The sequence below is a fragment of the Moraxella nonliquefaciens genome (assembly GCF_001679005.1).
Taxonomy (GTDB): domain Bacteria; phylum Pseudomonadota; class Gammaproteobacteria; order Pseudomonadales; family Moraxellaceae; genus Moraxella; species Moraxella nonliquefaciens.
In genome coordinates, this window is sequence record NZ_LXTW01000012.1 from 105,525 (window position 1) to 120,329 (window position 14,805).

Genomic DNA, 14,805 nt, shown 5'->3' on the forward strand with positions numbered 1-14,805 from the left:
ATGATCGGTTTGGATAAACTGATTTGTGCCATTGAACATTGTCAAAAAGTGCTAAATAAAGATGCACTGATGAATGTTCATGTGTCGGTCAATCGTGTCTCAGATTTGGCGAATGCTGATGGCAAGAGTTTGGCATTTTTGGCAAAGGCAAGTTATTTGCCCGATTTGCTAAGAAGTCAGGCGGGTGTGATATTGGTGTCGGAGCGATTTTTGGACAGACTGCCAGCCTTGCCTAATACAACCGTTATCCTTGTCAAAGATGCGTATTTGGCATATGCTTCTGTGAGTGGGCTATTTGACCATCAAGCAGATGAGGGCATTCATTCAACCGCCATCATCTCACCCACTGCCATCATTGGCAAAAATGTCAGAATTGGGGCATATGCAGTCATTGGTGATTTTGTGCAGATTGGGGATGATTGTCAGATTGACTCACATGTTGTCATTGCACATCATTGTGTGATTGGCGATGAAGTGCAAATTCATGTTCATGCCAGCATTGGTGCAGAGGGTTTTGGTTTTGCTCCAAAAGTGGAGACAGATGGGTTATCTTGGCAAAAAATTCACCAACTGGGGCGTGTCGTCATTGGAAATCGTGTGCGTATCGGTGCTAATACTTGTATTGATAGGGGGGCGGTGGGCGATACTGTAATCGGTGATGATGTCATTATTGATAATTTGGTGCAAATCGCCCATAATGTGCATGTTGGGGATGGCACTGCCATCGCTGCCATGACAGGCGTGGCAGGCAGTACTCATATCGGCACAAACTGTATTATTGGGGGGGGTGTGGGTATTGCAGGGCATTTGATGATTGCAGATGGTACGACCTTGACAGGCAGAACCTTTGTCGCCCAAAGTATAGATAAGGCAGATTCGTATTCATCGGGCACGACCGCCATGCCCACCCAAGACTGGCGTCGAGCAGCCATCAAATTTCGCCAAAGCGGACAAAAGTGATTGTATAAAACGGACAAACTTATGACAAACTCTCTTCTAGACTTAACACTGATGACCGATGGCGACCACGAACGCTTAACGGCTCAAAATCTAACCTTGCCATTTGGTTATGACATTATTAAACGGTATTTGCCTCACCGTTATCCTTTTATGCTCATTGACCGTGTGACGGCGATATCAGCAGACAACTGGATTACAGGTTATAAAAATATCACAATTAATGAAGAGTTGTTCAATGGGCATTTTCCTGACAATCCTGTCATGCCGGGGGTTTTGATGGTAGAAGCCATGGCACAGCTGTCAGGCATTTTGGGTTTTGTCAGTGCAGGACAATCGTCCGAAGATGGCTATCTGTATTTGTTTGCAGGCGTGGATAAGGTGCGTTTTAAAAAACTTGTCAGCACAGGCGATACGCTTGTAATTCGCTCAAAACTCATCACCGCCAAACGTGAAATTTATAAATTTGAGTGCAATGCCCACGTGGATGCTAAGCTGGCGTGCAGTGCCCAGATTATGATTGCCCGTCAAAAGCTAAGATGACGGGGCAGTATCATGAACATACACCCAACCGCCATCATTGATCCAACCGCCGTGATACACCCAACCGCAAGCATTGGGGCATACTGTATCGTGGGCAAAAATACTACAATTGGTGAGGACACTGTTTTAAAATCACATGCCATCGTGGGTGATCATACCACACTTGGCAAGCGTAATACGGTTTTTCAATTTGCCAGCATTGGTGAGATACCGCAGGATTTAAAATTCAAAGGTGAAACCACTTACCTAGAAGTGGGCGATGATAACACCATTCGTGAATCCTGTACGTTGCATCGTGGCACAGCAGACGGCGGCAGTTTGACCAAAATTGGCAATAATAATCTATTTATGGTAAATACCCATATTGCTCATGATTGTGTGGTAGGCGACCATAACGTATTTGCCAATAACGTGGGTGTGGCAGGACATGCTTATGTTGGTCATCATGTAATCATCGGCGGGCAGTCGGGTGTGCACCAATTTTGTCGGATTGATGATTATGCTATGATTGGTGGGGCGAGCTTGATTTTAAAAGATGTCTGCGCCTTTACAACCGTATCAGGCAACCCATCCAAGGTACACGGACTAAACAAAGAGGGCATGAGACGTAAAGGATGGAGCAAAGAGATCATAAACACATTGGACAGAGCCTATGATGTGGTCTTTCATTCTGGTAAGGTTAAGGCGGATGTGATTGCTGAACTGTCCACATGGGTAGCGGATGAGCCAAAAGTGGCATTATTTATCAAGTCGCTACAAAACAGCAAGCGTGGACTGATTCGCTAATTTTAAGTCTACAAATGTTATCACCAACCCATAATATTTTGTTATGGGTTTTTATTTTTTTATTTATTTGACTTTTTTAATTGATTCAATCAAACTATGCAGGATAAAATATTTTTACAAAATTTAACAGATTTGGCATAACAGATGACAATGGGTAAATTCCCCATTAAATGGAGTTGCCAAAACATTAACAAGGAGTAATTATGTCCATACAACGAGAAAGTTGGTCGGCACGCTCAGGCTTTATTTTGGCGGCGATTGGGTCGGCGGTGGGTTTGGGTAACATTTGGCGATTTCCTTATGTGTCCTATGAAAATGGTGGCGGGGCGTTTTTTATTCCCTATTTGGTTGCTTTGGCAAGTGCAGGATTTCCGTTGCTGTTTTTGGATTATGTTGCAGGACAAAAATACCATGGAGCTCCGCCTACCGCTTATCGGCGAATGATTAAATCAAAAGAAATCGTGGGCTGGTGGCAGGTGCTGGTGTGTACCGTCATCGGGATTTATTATGCCTCCGTGCTGTCGTGGGCAGGGCAATACATGCTGTACGCCTTTGAACAAAAATGGGGTAATGATCCACAGACCTTTTTCTTTGAGCATTATTTACAAAATGGTTCTGGGTTAGATTTTGGCATCGTACCAAACTTATTTATTGGGGTTGCCATTGTGTGGATACTGGTTCTGTTCATCATGTATGGTGGTATTCGTAAGGGGGTGGAGCTTGCCAATAAAATTTGCATTCCGCTACTTATTGTCATGTTTACCATCATGGTGGTGCAGGCGGTGCAGTTAAATGGGGCATCCACAGGTCTAAATGCTTTTTTTACACCCAACTGGGAGAAAATGGCTGACCCCAAAGTGTGGCTTGCCGCTTATGGACATGTCTTTTTTTCAATGTCCATTGGCTTTGGCATTATGGTAACATACTCATCTTATTTAAAGAAAAATGCCAATTTGACAGGCTCAGGTTTGGTGGTTGGCTTTGCCAATTCATCTTTTGAGATTATGGCAGGCATTGGGATTTTCTCGGTGCTGGGTTTTATGGCGGTGCAATCAGGCGTGCCTGTATCAGAGGTTGTGTCAAGTGGCATTGGCTTGGCGTTCATCGCTTTTCCAAAAATCATCTCCACGATGGGCGATGCTGGCACACTCATTGGCATCTTGTTCTTTGGTTCGCTGTTTGTGGCAGGGGTTACCTCCATGGCAAGCATTCTACAAGTACCAATCTCAGCGGTTAAGGATAAATTTGGCTGGTCGCACAAAAAAGCAGTTAGCACGGTCGGCGGTGTGTCAGCTCTGATTTCTCTGGCTTTATTTTCTACCAAAACAGCGATTACATTTGTGGATGTGATTGACCATTTTGCCAATAATATCGGCGTGGTAACAGGGGCGATTTTGTCCATCATTTGGGTAACATGGTTTAATCGTCCTGTGATGGATAAACTCATCAGTCATATCAATGCCATATCTAGTGTGAAAGTGGGTAAAGGTTGGGTGTTTATGCTGACCATTATCACGCCCATTTCACTCATCGTGGCGTTGGGGTTAAGTGTGTTCTCACTGATTACCAAGGGTTATGACAGCTATGATTTGGCAACTCAGCTCATCTTTGGTTGGGGTGTGGTGGCGGTGTTTGCACTCGGTTCATTCTTATTGACCAAAGCACCCGCTCACGCCACACATCATCAACATAAATCCACAGAAGGAGAAAACGCATGAATAGTATCGCATTGGTCGTCATGGTAGTAGCTTTATCCATCGTTTGGGGGGGATTGATATTATCCATCATTCATCTGACCCAAAATCCTGATATTGACATGGACAAAGTGCCAAGCGACCATTAATAATCAGAATAAATGACCTTGATGAGTTGTTGTTTATAAAGAGGGTATTAAAAAGGGCAAATCCATGCCCTTTTTTGTGTCATCTCATCAATCATTTATAATAGGCATTTTCTGTTTTGGTATGGTCAGTCTCATCAATGACCTGAGTGAGTTCTGGGATTTGTTGTTTGAGTTGAACTTCTACGCCTTGACGCAAGGTAATATCCACCGCACTGCACCCTTGACAACCACCACCGAATTTGAGTACAGCGATTTTGCCTGTATCATCTTCAATCATCTCCACAAGCTCCACATGACCGCCATGACTGGCAAGTTGTGGGTTAATCTCAGCTTGTAGCACATAAGTAATTCGCTCTTCAATACTGGCATTTTCGCCCACCTGAGGAACTTTTGAATTGGGGGCACGAAAGGTCAATTGTCCGCCAAATCGGTCTTTGTTGTAGTCAATCACCGCATCGTGCAAATAAGGAATGCTTGGTGCATCAATATGGGCAACAAATTTATCATAAGCAATTTGTAAATCATCTTCGTCAATCTCATCGGGCTGACAGTAACTCATGCAACATTCAGCTCGTGGTGTGCCTGCGTGTTCTACAAAAATACGCACACCAATGCCTAAAACTTCTTGCTTGGCAAGCAGTTGTGCCAAATAGTCCTGAGCGCTCGGTGTGATGATGATGTTACTGCTTAGGGGCTCGTTTTGTAAGTCACTCATGGTAAAAACTCAATAAAAATATAAAAATTTATGCTTTTATGGTAACATAATTGACTTTATCAAGTCTATTTTTTTAAATAATGAGATTTAACATGGCTCAATTTGATTATTTGGTATTTATCGGACGATTTCAGCCATTTCATCATGGGCATGAATTTGTTGTGCGTGAAGCCCTACATCGTGCCAAAACCGTCATCATGCTCATTGGTTCGGCAAATAGCCCACGCACTCTTAAAAATCCATTTAGTTTTGATGAACGTCAAAGCATGATTTTAAAAGCGTTTGACAATGATAATAATGACAATGAACGTATTATTTGTATGCCCATTGATGATACGCTTTATAATGATCATCAATGGCTACAAAATATCCAGCGAGCCGTTTTATGTATCACCCAAAACAAATCTGCCCATATTGGCGTGATTGGACATGTCAAAGATAACAGCTCTTATTATTTGTCATTATTTCCTAATTGGGAATTTGTCGGATTGTCAAATTTTAAAAATCTGTCTGCCACACCATTAAGATGGGCATATTTTTTGAATGAACGCCTAAAAAATGGCGACCACTGGCAAGATGTCATGCCTGCCCCGAGCGTGGATTTTTTACAAAAGTTTGCCCAAACAGATGATTTTACTCACCTACAACGTGAATGCCACCATATTCTGGATTATCAAAAATCATGGCAATCAGCTCCTTATCCGCCTGTATTTGTTACAGCGGATGCGTTGGTAGTGCAGGCAGGTCATGTACTGCTTGTTGAACGTGGAGGTGAATATGGGCGTGGACTGTATGCACTGGCAGGCGGATTTTTGGATAAAAATGAAACGCTGCTTGACTGTGCTTTGCGTGAACTGCAAGAAGAAACAGGGCTTATCATCAATCCCAATGCCCTAAAATCAAGCCACACCTTTGATGCACCTGAGCGTTCAATTCGTGGACGAACGATAACAACCGTGTTTTATTTTGAACTGATGGGTGATGATTTACCTGATGTGGTGGGAGGTGATGATGCCAACCGTGCATTTTGGCTGCCGCTTGGTGAGCTGGATGGGCGTATGATGTTTGAGGACCATTATAGCATCATCACAAAAATGTTGGGTCTGTGATGCTTTGATTGGGCGTTGGTTGGTGTAGGATTTATAATGTACCGTTTAACACCAAAAATTAATATTAACACCAAAAATTAATACTGAAAACAAAAAACCCTTTCCAAAATAGAAAAGGGTTTTAAAATATGGCTCCCCAACCTGGGCTCGAACCAGGGACACACGGATTAACAGTCCGATGCTCTACCAACTGAGCTATTGGGGAATAACTTGTATCAAGTGATTGCGTATTATATAGATTTTTGATGTCTTGTCAAGCAAATTTTTAAAAAATTAATGAAAATTTTAAGTTTAAAAATATTGTTATTTAAAATCAATCATTTAGTATAAAAATACTGTCCGCTTAAAAATAAAAACCGAAACACCGCTGTCAAGTGTTGCCCATGAACCAAAAGTTCAAGGTGGGTAAATCTTTGTTGTTTTAGGTTGTCCGATACATCAGATGATGCGGATATACACACCACAACAAACAGTCATTACCCTATAAGTGTAATTATCGGCTCAGGTGTATTCTCAACTGGCGAGTGTTTCAGTGCTTCTATTATACGATGATTTTGTAAAAATTTCAAGATTTAAATGGTTTTTACCGTGCCGAAAAGGGCGATTTTATGCTAAAATGGGCAATGTTTTATTGTTTTTACTTCATTATTTTTGATTTATAAAAAGGCGTTATCATGAAAAAAATCCCTTATGTTTTGATGATTTTAGATGGTGTTGGACACCGAGAAGACCCACGAGACAATGCTGTCTATGCCGCCAAGAAACCCAATTTGGACGCACTCATGGCAAGCTGTCCACATGGTCTTATCTCAGGTTCAGGGCAGGATGTTGGATTACCTGATGGTCAATTTGGCAATTCAGAGGTTGGGCATATGAATTTGGGGGCAGGACGGATTTTGTATCAAGATTCTACCCGTATCATGAACGACATCAGCTCGGGCGAATTTTTTAATAATGACGTGCTCATCAAGGCGGTTAAAGACACGATAGACAACGAAGGGGCGGTGCATGTTTTGGGCTTGCTCTCTGATGGTGGAGTTCATGCACATATTGACCATATTAAGGCAACCGCCAAACTTGCCATAGAGCAAGGGGCAAATCAGGTATTTATTCATGCCTTTTTAGATGGACGAGACACACCCCCAAAATCGGCAGAGGGTTATGTGGCGGATTTGGAGCAATATTTAACAGAGCTTAACCAAAAGTATGATGTGGAGGTCAAAATTGCAAGCTGTATCGGTCGTTTTTTTGCCATGGATAGAGACAAGCGTTGGGATAGGGTAGAACAAGCCTATGACCTACTGACCCAAGCTAAGGCGGTGCGTGAAGCAGACAGTGCCATCCATGCCATAGAGCTTGCTTATGCAGCAGATGAGACGGATGAATTTGTACAGGCGACAATCATTGATGATAATGGTGTGATAGCAGATAATGACGGTGTGATTTTTGTCAATTTTCGTGCAGACCGTGCCAGACAGATAAGTCAGGTCTTTGTTGATGGCGATTTTGACGGCTTTAAACGCAAGATGACACCTAAATTATCCGCCTTTGTCATGATGACCAAATATTCAGACCAATTGGCAAACAATCCTACAACAGCGGTTGCTTATCAGCCAACGAGCCTTAGCAATACACTGGGTGAGTATTTACAAAATCATGGCAAAACTCAGCTACGCATTGCTGAAACCGAAAAATACGCCCACGTTACATTCTTTTTTAGTGGCGGACGTGAAGAGCTTTATGATGGAGAGACAAGAATTTTGGTCAATAGCCCCAATGTCAAAACTTATGACCAAAAACCCCAAATGAGTGCCTTTGAGGTAACCGATAAGCTAAAAGATGCGATACGCTCAGGTCAATACGATGTGATTATCATTAACTATGCTAATGGCGATATGGTGGGACATACAGGCGTGTTTGATGCGGCTGTCATGGCGGTGGAAACTGTGGATGCCTGCATAGGTGAGATAGTCGGTATGGTGCGTGAGATGAACGGTCATCTGCTCATCACCGCCGACCATGGTAACTGTGAGCAAATGCAAGACTATGACAGTGGGCAGGTGCATACTCAGCACACAACCGAATTTGTGCCGTTCATCTATGTGGGGGATAAACAGGTCAATGTGCGTACAGGTGGACGGTTGTGCGATGTTGCTCCTACCATATTGCACTTGATGGGCATGCAAAAACCTGCCCAAATGACAGGTGAGAGTCTGTTGGTGGATGTATGAAACTGACCACAACCTTACTGGTGAGTATGATGGCATTATCGCTGAGCGTGTCAATCAGCCATGCCAAGCCGTCTCATCTTATCAGCACACCCGCCAATAACGTGGCAAATCTGCCAGAGTTTGGTGATGAGGTACAAGCCAACAGTGGTTTAGATACCCAAGCAAAAACAGGCGAACGGATGAACATCCAAAGCCCATCAAGCCCAACACTTGATGCCTTAGAAACCAAGCCCAACACTTTGCATGGCATTGATGGACTTCATCAGGGACGTGTGCCATTGGGAGCGGTATCACCAAATACCTTAAAAACCTTTGTATCGGTGGTGGATTTGGTGCGTCGTGATTATGTTGAAGAGGTAAGTGATGAGACATTGTTTAAAAATGCGATGAATGGCATGCTAAAAGGGCTTGACAGCCACGCTGAGTTTTTGGATAAAGACGCCTTTGTCAATTTGCAATCGTTCACCGCTGGCAATGTGGCAAACATTGGATTATCAGCGATGTGGCAAGCCAAGGACAATCATTGGGTCATCACCGATATCCAAGAAGATTCATTCATCAGGCGTGCTGGTGTGAAAGTTGGGGATTACCTACATCAGGTGGGTGAGATTAAACTGGATGACAGTCATAGCGAAAATGATGTCAAGCAGTTGCTAAGTGGCATCTCTGGCACGCAAGTGGATATTGTGGTGTCTCATGCAGGACGCAGTAAAAGACGACTCACCGCCCATCGCAATGAAGTGCTAAAAAGCCATGTAGAAACCATCATCGTTGGGGGGGTGGTCATCATCAAATTACCTGTTTTTCAAAATAACACCCGCCAACAGATTTTGGAGAGTTTGGGTCAGGCAGGCGTGCCCATCACAGGGGTGATTTTGGATGTGCGAAACAACCCCGGTGGGGTGTTGGAGTCGGCGGGGGCGGTGGCATCATTGTTTATGCGTAATCAGACACTCGTGCAGGTGGCAGGGCGACAAGGGGTAGAGAGAAAACTTAGAACCGAAGGAGCACCACTGCTTATTGAACTGCCAGTGATGATATTGCAAAACCGCTATTCAGCATCAGCAGCTGAGGTATTGGCCAGTAGTTTGCAATCGCAAAAACGAGCCTTGATTGTGGGTGAGACAAGCTATGGTAAAGGTTCGGTACAATCGGTTATTCCCATAAGTGATGGGCAAGCAATCAAGATGACGACCGCTCATTATCTAACCGCTGATGGTCAGCGTATTGATGGGGTGGGGGTTGTGCCTGATGTGGCATTTGATGATTCTGATGAATTGGCATCAACCATGATGGCAATACCAAGCGATGCGTGGCTATCACAAGCACTTATTTTGATGGATGGGGCAAAATTAGAAACAGGAGTGGACTTTGCACCTGTGGGTGGATTTTAAGAGATGACTTAAAAAGATAGCGCTTAAAAAAGGGGCATACACTCCTTTTTTAATGCTGGATTTTCAGAGGTCATTCATCATCACCATCATCAATGTCCAGTTTTTTCATGCGATAACGTAGAGAACGAAAGGTCATGCCAAGCAGTTTGGCAGCTTGGGTTTTGTTACCCCCTGCCTGCTGTAAGGCGGTGCAGATGATTTGGCGTTCTTGATCAAGCAAATAAGCTTCTAGCCCTTGACTGGGTAGGTTGCTGTTTACCAAGTCTTCATCTGACAAATCCAACTTATCAGAGGCTTGACTGTCATCATGTGTTTTAGATGGGTTGGAGTTTTGGGGTTTTGGGACAGATAAGGGTGTGCCATAGTTGGCAGAGGCGATGATGTTTAGACCTTGGGTAATGGGCTTGGTTTCTTTGTTTTCTTTGATGATGGTATTGGCGGTATAGATCGGTCTCTGGTCATGGTAGGGCGATGCTTTGGTCATGGTGGGGCTGACTGTGTTCACTAAGGGTTTGGATGTGTAGGGCGTGATGGCATCATCATCTTGTGTGTCAAAATCAGATGATGAGGTGTTATCATCTGATACATTTGCCATGTCATCAAGCATGAGATGATGGGCATCAATCTCATCGCCATCACTCATGGTAACGGCACGCTCTAAGATGTTTCTAAGCTCACGTACATTGCCTTTGAAGTTATGATATGTCAGCATGTCTATGGCATCATCGGTTAGGCTAAGATTGTCAAGCCCCCAATCTTTGGCAATCATCTCCAAAAAATGCTTGGCAAGCATGGGAATGTCATCACGGCGGTCATTTAGGGCAGGCAACTTGACCTCGATGACATTAATACGATAGAACAAATCTTGACGGAATGCCCCTTTTTGTACCAAATCCGCCAAATCTTTATGCGTGGCACAGACAATACGGATATCCACAGGCACCTCTTTGGTGTCACCGATGGCACGCACGGTTTTTTCTTGAATGGCACGAAGTAGCTTGACCTGCATGGCAAGTGGCAAATCTGCCACTTCATCCAAAAACAGTGTGCCACCATCTGCCTGCTGAAACAGCCCAATTTTATCCGACGTTGCCCCTGTAAAACTGCCCTTTTTATGACCAAAAAATTCACTCTCCATCAATTCAGATGGTATCGCACCACAGTTGACGGGGACAAAATTGCCATTACGGCGACCGCTTAGGTCATGGATGAGTCGTGAAACCACTTCTTTGCCCGTACCCGAACCTCCCCATAAAAATACTGGTGCCTGTGAGCGGGCTAATTTTTTGATGGTAGAACGCAGCTGTTTCATGGGACGAGATTCACCAATGAGCCGACCGCCAAAAATATCATCATCGCTGACAGCGGTGGTTTTTTTGGTGGTGTTTTTTATGGTTCTTTGACGCCCATCTTGGTTGATTTGAGTATTATTTTCTGTGGGTGCAAGCAAATTGCCTGTCAATGGGTTAGATGGTATGATGGTGTTGGTATCTTGTTTTGGGTTGTTGTTTTCTTGTGCTGTAATGCTTTTGGTGTCTTGAATGATGGATTCATTAGCCTTTAAGGCAGATTTGGCAAGTTGGCGTAAGCGTGGTAAGTCCAGTGGTTTATTGACAAAGTCAAATGCACCAATTTTCATCGCTTCAATGGCAACATTTACATCGCCATGGGCGGTGATGACTGCTACGGGCGTTGTGGTGGTTTTGGTGATAAGCTCCACAATTTCCATGCCAGAACCATCGGGTAGGGCAAGGTCGGTGAGACAAAAATCATAGTGATTGTCTGCCAAAAAACCTTTGGCACTTGCCACATCATAAGCAACGTGCGTATCTATGCCCATCTTGTTTAGGGTGATTTGCATCAGGCGACATAGGTCAGCTTCATCATCAATAACTAGGGCGAGCGGCTTATCTTGCATGAATGTTTCCAATAACTTAGATGTGGACTATTATATAGGATTTTTACACAAAACCCAATATTTAGCAAATTCTTGGCAAAATTATCAGCAAAAATGTGAATGTTTGGATAAATATTTATGCACCCAATGCCCCAAAACCATACGCTAAGCAACAGGCGTATTAGAGACAATCAGACGAAAACAGCTTTTATCATTCTCTCTAAAATAGCGGATTTTGGCGTTATTGGCCTCGCTAAATGATTGTGACAGATAAAGTCCCAGTCCTGTGCCTTTTTTACTGGTGGTAAAAAAGGGATTAAAAAGATTGGTCAAATCCTTCTCACTCACACCCTCGCCATAATCTAGCACATCAATAAATGCTCCTGTTTTGATTTTGGTTAGGCGTATGTTGATATCATGGTCGTGGAACTGATGAATGGTGTGGCGTAAAGCGTTATTAATAATATTTATCATGACCTGTTCTAGCTGATTGGCATCAAAATAAAACAAGATGGGCAAGGCGGTGTCGCCCGTTACAATGATGGCTTCATGTGGATAATGTTTCGCCAAAAACTGTCGCACCCAGCTTGGGGCGTCTAGGGGCGACTGGTTGGGCATCTCTTGGCGAGACAGGCTTAGCACATCTGAGATGATGGAATTGACCCGTTTGGTCTGCTGATAAATCATCTCATAAAACTCAGCATTGACATCATCATCACGCACTTCTTCCATGAGTAGCTGACTGGCTTGGCTGATGGCGGCGAGAGGGTTTCTGATTTCATGGGCGATGCTGGCAGAGAGCTGACCTAAGCTTGCAAGTTTTAGCTGTTGGGCGTGACTTTGTTCACGGCTTAGATCTTCGATGATGAGAATTTGACCATGTTCAAGCAGGGGTCTGGAACTGATGCGTAACTTATCGCTAAGGTGTGTTTGATTGATATGAGCATGATTATGGATTTTGGGCGGTAGGTCGTAGATAAGTTCAGATGACTGGTTGGGAGCCAGTGAGCGATACCAGCCGATGATTTTGGGGTGTTGTTTGATGATGATGCGAGATAATTCAATGATTTTGGCAAGGCTGTCGCAGGCGTTATCATCAATGGGCAGGTGCAAAAAACGTTGAGCGGCATTATTTATCATGACGATATTGCATTTGGGGTCTAACACCAGCACGCCATTGACCATGTTTTTGACGACGGCTTGATTGATGGTGTGGAGTTTTTCTACTTCATCAGCATGGTCAAGAAGCGACTGTTCGGCTTTGGCAAGTCGCTGAGAGATGGACCAACTTAAAAATCCCACCGCCACCAAACTCACCGACAACAGCAGACTGTCATTGATGGTCAGTAGGTTTTTTTCAATCGCTGCTGTCTCAAAGAAAAAAACAAAAAACTGCTGATAGATGAGTGCTGAGATGGTCATGAGTGTGATGACAGTCGCTCGGGATAAAGACAGCAACATATAGCTTGCAGCGACGACGACCATGTATAGCAGGGTTATTTGAAAATCATTGATTTTACCGTAGAGTGCAAATAAGGTCAAAAAAACAACATCTATCACAAAACCTGCCAACAGTTGTAGCCTTAATCGTTTTTTTACCCCAAAAAAAGCACATAATAGCACCAACGCCACAATAACATAAATGCCAAATAGCATCTGTTCTACAAAGTCAGGTTGTGTGGGCAGACCCACGCCATCACGGCTTAACAAAAAATTTGCCATCAGTAAAAAATTGGCGATGACAAAGCGGTAAGCGGCGTAGGTAAGCCCAACTTGACGCACACGCATCGTGGAGATGAGAGCTTCTTCATGGACGTTGGCGGACAAAAACCACAGTCTTCGTACCCATGTTTTGGTGTGTCTGATGGGAGAGAGACTCATGGATTGACCAGCCCATGACGTATGGCAAGATGGGTAAGTTTGACATCAGAGTCCACGCCCAGTTTGTCAAAAATACGATAACGGTAAGTATTGACAGTTTTGATGCTCACAAATAGACTGTCGGCAATTTGACTGGCACTTTGGCAGTTTGCTACCATCATGGCGACTTGTTTTTCACGTTCGGATAAGCCATCAAAAGGATTGGTGTTTTTGTCAAGCATGTTTTGGGCCAGCACATCGGCAATTTCATGGCTAAAATACTTACCCCCTGCCTTGACTTTTTTGATGGCGGTTATCATCTCATTGATGGGCGTGCCTTTGCTAATGTAGCCATCCACACCCGCCTTTAAAAGCATGGATGGATAAGGCTCAGAGACAAGACCCGACACCACCACAACTTTAATGCACTTATCTAACTGTTTGATGCGACGAGTTGCCTCCACCCCACCAATGTTGGGCATATTCACATCAAGGAGCACCACATCAGGCACCAGTTTGCGAGCCATGTTTACCGCTGTCTCACCACAGCCTGCCTCACCAACAACCCAAATGGTAGAATCATCGCCAAGCATGCGGCTGATGCCTGTGCGAACAAGTTCGTGGTCATCCACGATGAGTACTTTTATCGTCATGTTTTTCATCTCTTAGATATTTTGTTGAGATACTTTGTTAAATTGCGTTAAATAAACTGTCCAAATCATCTCGGATCTGTTTATCATGTGTACAGTTGGCTACCGAATACCGAAATTGATTGATGTGGTTCAAAACTTGCAACGTTTTGATTAATTTAAATGAAAATGAACGCCCAGCGATGGATATTGGGTTGCTGTCTGTACGCTTTGGCAACCTTAATCATTTTAATAATTCTAACAACTAAACCCAAATCTGGCAATTTATTTGGCACTTTTTCACAAAAATTTGCCATTAATGTTGTTCATATCAGATGATATTTTTTAATGTTACAAAATACCTGTCAAATGATTATGCTCATCAGCATGATGTGTCAGGTGAACATTAGGATAATGTTAAATTTTTTTACAAATTTATCCAAAAACTTTGATTTTTAACATAAAAAAAGTGGTTTTGTTGTGTTAGAATGAATATAAATTAGAATAAAAATGATAAGACGGTCATGTATGTGTTCGTCCATTTGCCTGTACCAAAGAGCCAATGTTGCCGTTGCCGATGTTATTGATGTGTCAGTAGAGGTTAATGAAATCGATGACAGTGGATTAGAATAAGTAGATTAGCATTTTTTATCCTCCGTTGCCGTAAACCTGCGACTTTGGGCGGTGGATATAAGGCAATTGTTAAATGCGATAAGTTTTGCTATACTCATCTCACTATATTCAATGTCTTACATTCCACAGTTAAGTTAAGACTAAATTGCGAGTACGCAGTAACTTAACTGGTAAGACGTTTCCAAACACACACTTAAGCTAATTCGTG

The 14,805-nt window shown here is 43.3% G+C and carries 12 protein-coding genes, 1 tRNA gene and 1 other RNA gene; 8 read left to right on the forward strand and 6 right to left on the reverse strand.

The genetic code is table 11. The features are described 5' to 3' along the window. The 5 genes from A7456_RS04635 to A7456_RS11165 all read left to right on the forward strand — a co-directional run bounded on the left by A7456_RS04635 (nt 1) and on the right by A7456_RS11165 (nt 4,129). Nucleotides 1-960, forward strand: a complete 960-nt coding sequence (locus tag A7456_RS04635; protein WP_067008081.1) for a UDP-3-O-(3-hydroxymyristoyl)glucosamine N-acyltransferase — start codon at nt 1-3, stop codon at nt 958-960. 51 nt (nt 961-1,011) lie between these two features. Beyond that, complete coding sequence (gene fabZ, locus A7456_RS04640) at nt 1,012-1,500, forward strand: 3-hydroxyacyl-ACP dehydratase FabZ (protein ID WP_406946785.1); 489 nt, start codon at nt 1,012-1,014, stop codon at nt 1,498-1,500. Between the two features lie 12 nt (nt 1,501-1,512). Continuing rightward, nucleotides 1,513-2,286: an acyl-ACP--UDP-N-acetylglucosamine O-acyltransferase gene (gene lpxA, locus A7456_RS04645; RefSeq protein ID WP_067008085.1), complete on the forward strand. Its 774-nt coding sequence runs from the start codon at nt 1,513-1,515 to the stop codon at nt 2,284-2,286. A 203-nt stretch (nt 2,287-2,489) separates the two neighbouring features. After that, nucleotides 2,490-4,004, forward strand: coding sequence for a sodium-dependent transporter (locus A7456_RS04650; RefSeq protein WP_067008088.1), 1,515 nt, complete (start codon nt 2,490-2,492; stop codon nt 4,002-4,004). Then, the gene (locus tag A7456_RS11165) at nt 4,001-4,129 is read left to right on the forward strand and encodes a methionine/alanine import family NSS transporter small subunit (protein WP_145916061.1); all 129 of its coding nucleotides are present in this window, start codon (nt 4,001-4,003) and stop codon (nt 4,127-4,129) included. Before A7456_RS04650 ends, A7456_RS11165 begins: the two co-directional genes overlap by 4 nt. Nucleotides 4,130-4,220: 91 nt before the next feature. Here A7456_RS11165 and nfuA read toward each other — a convergent pair whose 3' ends face one another. Beyond that, nucleotides 4,221-4,844, reverse strand: coding sequence for a Fe-S biogenesis protein NfuA (gene nfuA, locus A7456_RS04655; RefSeq protein WP_066884439.1), 624 nt, complete (start codon nt 4,842-4,844; stop codon nt 4,221-4,223). A 92-nt stretch (nt 4,845-4,936) separates the two neighbouring features. Here nfuA and A7456_RS04660 point away from each other — a divergent pair, with 92 nt between their 5' ends. Further along, nucleotides 4,937-5,953: a bifunctional nicotinamide-nucleotide adenylyltransferase/Nudix hydroxylase gene (locus tag A7456_RS04660; protein WP_067008091.1), complete on the forward strand. Its 1,017-nt coding sequence runs from the start codon at nt 4,937-4,939 to the stop codon at nt 5,951-5,953. A 129-nt stretch (nt 5,954-6,082) separates the two neighbouring features. On the opposite strand, the gene A7456_RS04665 is transcribed toward A7456_RS04660, so the two are convergent. Next, nucleotides 6,083-6,158, reverse strand: a tRNA-Asn gene (locus A7456_RS04665). A gap of 144 nt (nt 6,159-6,302) precedes the next feature. After that, nucleotides 6,303-6,492: non-coding RNA, 6S RNA (gene ssrS / locus A7456_RS04670), on the reverse strand. Nucleotides 6,493-6,627: 135 nt separating this feature from the next. On the opposite strand from ssrS, the gene gpmI reads away from it, so the two are divergent. Together gpmI and A7456_RS04680 are read left to right on the forward strand one after the other, a co-directional pair. After that, entirely contained in the window at nt 6,628-8,184 is a 1,557-nt protein-coding gene (gene gpmI, locus A7456_RS04675; protein ID WP_067008093.1) for a 2,3-bisphosphoglycerate-independent phosphoglycerate mutase, read from the forward strand. Further along, on the forward strand, nt 8,181-9,578 hold the full coding sequence (locus A7456_RS04680) for a S41 family peptidase (protein ID WP_067008110.1): 1,398 nt from the start codon (nt 8,181-8,183) through the stop codon (nt 9,576-9,578). Before gpmI ends, A7456_RS04680 begins: the two co-directional genes overlap by 4 nt. Before the next feature lie 70 nt (nt 9,579-9,648). Here the strand turns inward: A7456_RS04680 and A7456_RS04685 are convergent, their stop codons facing one another. The 3 genes from A7456_RS04685 to A7456_RS04695 all read right to left on the reverse strand — a co-directional run bounded on the left by A7456_RS04685 (nt 9,649) and on the right by A7456_RS04695 (nt 13,988). Continuing rightward, nucleotides 9,649-11,496 carry a sigma-54-dependent transcriptional regulator gene (locus tag A7456_RS04685; protein ID WP_067008113.1) on the reverse strand — a complete coding sequence of 616 codons (1,848 nt, stop codon included), beginning with the start codon at nt 11,494-11,496 and terminating at the stop codon, nt 9,649-9,651. A 144-nt stretch (nt 11,497-11,640) separates the two neighbouring features. Then, nucleotides 11,641-13,356: a sensor histidine kinase gene (locus A7456_RS04690; protein ID WP_067008115.1), complete on the reverse strand. Its 1,716-nt coding sequence runs from the start codon at nt 13,354-13,356 to the stop codon at nt 11,641-11,643. After that, nucleotides 13,353-13,988 (reverse strand): response regulator, encoded by a 636-nt coding sequence (locus A7456_RS04695; RefSeq protein ID WP_067008605.1) that lies wholly within the window; start codon nt 13,986-13,988, stop codon nt 13,353-13,355. Before A7456_RS04695 ends, A7456_RS04690 begins: the two co-directional genes overlap by 4 nt. Nucleotides 13,989-14,805: the final 817 nt, after the last annotated feature.

Excerpts from the sequence above, each read along its gene's own strand:
- A7456_RS04635 (WP_067008081.1), top strand. The coding sequence starts at position 1 with ATGATCGGTTTGGATAAACTGATTTGTGCCATTGAACATTGTCAAAAA.
- fabZ (WP_406946785.1), top strand. The coding sequence starts at position 1,012 with ATGACCGATGGCGACCACGAACGCTTAACGGCTCAAAATCTAACCTTG.
- lpxA (WP_067008085.1), top strand. The coding sequence starts at position 1,513 with ATGAACATACACCCAACCGCCATCATTGATCCAACCGCCGTGATACAC.
- A7456_RS04650 (WP_067008088.1), top strand. The coding sequence starts at position 2,490 with ATGTCCATACAACGAGAAAGTTGGTCGGCACGCTCAGGCTTTATTTTG.
- A7456_RS11165 (WP_145916061.1), top strand. The coding sequence starts at position 4,001 with ATGAATAGTATCGCATTGGTCGTCATGGTAGTAGCTTTATCCATCGTT.
- nfuA (WP_066884439.1), bottom strand. The coding sequence starts at position 4,844 with ATGAGTGACTTACAAAACGAGCCCCTAAGCAGTAACATCATCATCACA.
- A7456_RS04660 (WP_067008091.1), top strand. The coding sequence starts at position 4,937 with ATGGCTCAATTTGATTATTTGGTATTTATCGGACGATTTCAGCCATTT.
- gpmI (WP_067008093.1), top strand. The coding sequence starts at position 6,628 with ATGAAAAAAATCCCTTATGTTTTGATGATTTTAGATGGTGTTGGACAC.
- A7456_RS04680 (WP_067008110.1), top strand. The coding sequence starts at position 8,181 with ATGAAACTGACCACAACCTTACTGGTGAGTATGATGGCATTATCGCTG.
- A7456_RS04685 (WP_067008113.1), bottom strand. The coding sequence starts at position 11,496 with ATGCAAGATAAGCCGCTCGCCCTAGTTATTGATGATGAAGCTGACCTA.
- A7456_RS04690 (WP_067008115.1), bottom strand. The coding sequence starts at position 13,356 with ATGAGTCTCTCTCCCATCAGACACACCAAAACATGGGTACGAAGACTG.
- A7456_RS04695 (WP_067008605.1), bottom strand. The coding sequence starts at position 13,988 with ATGACGATAAAAGTACTCATCGTGGATGACCACGAACTTGTTCGCACA.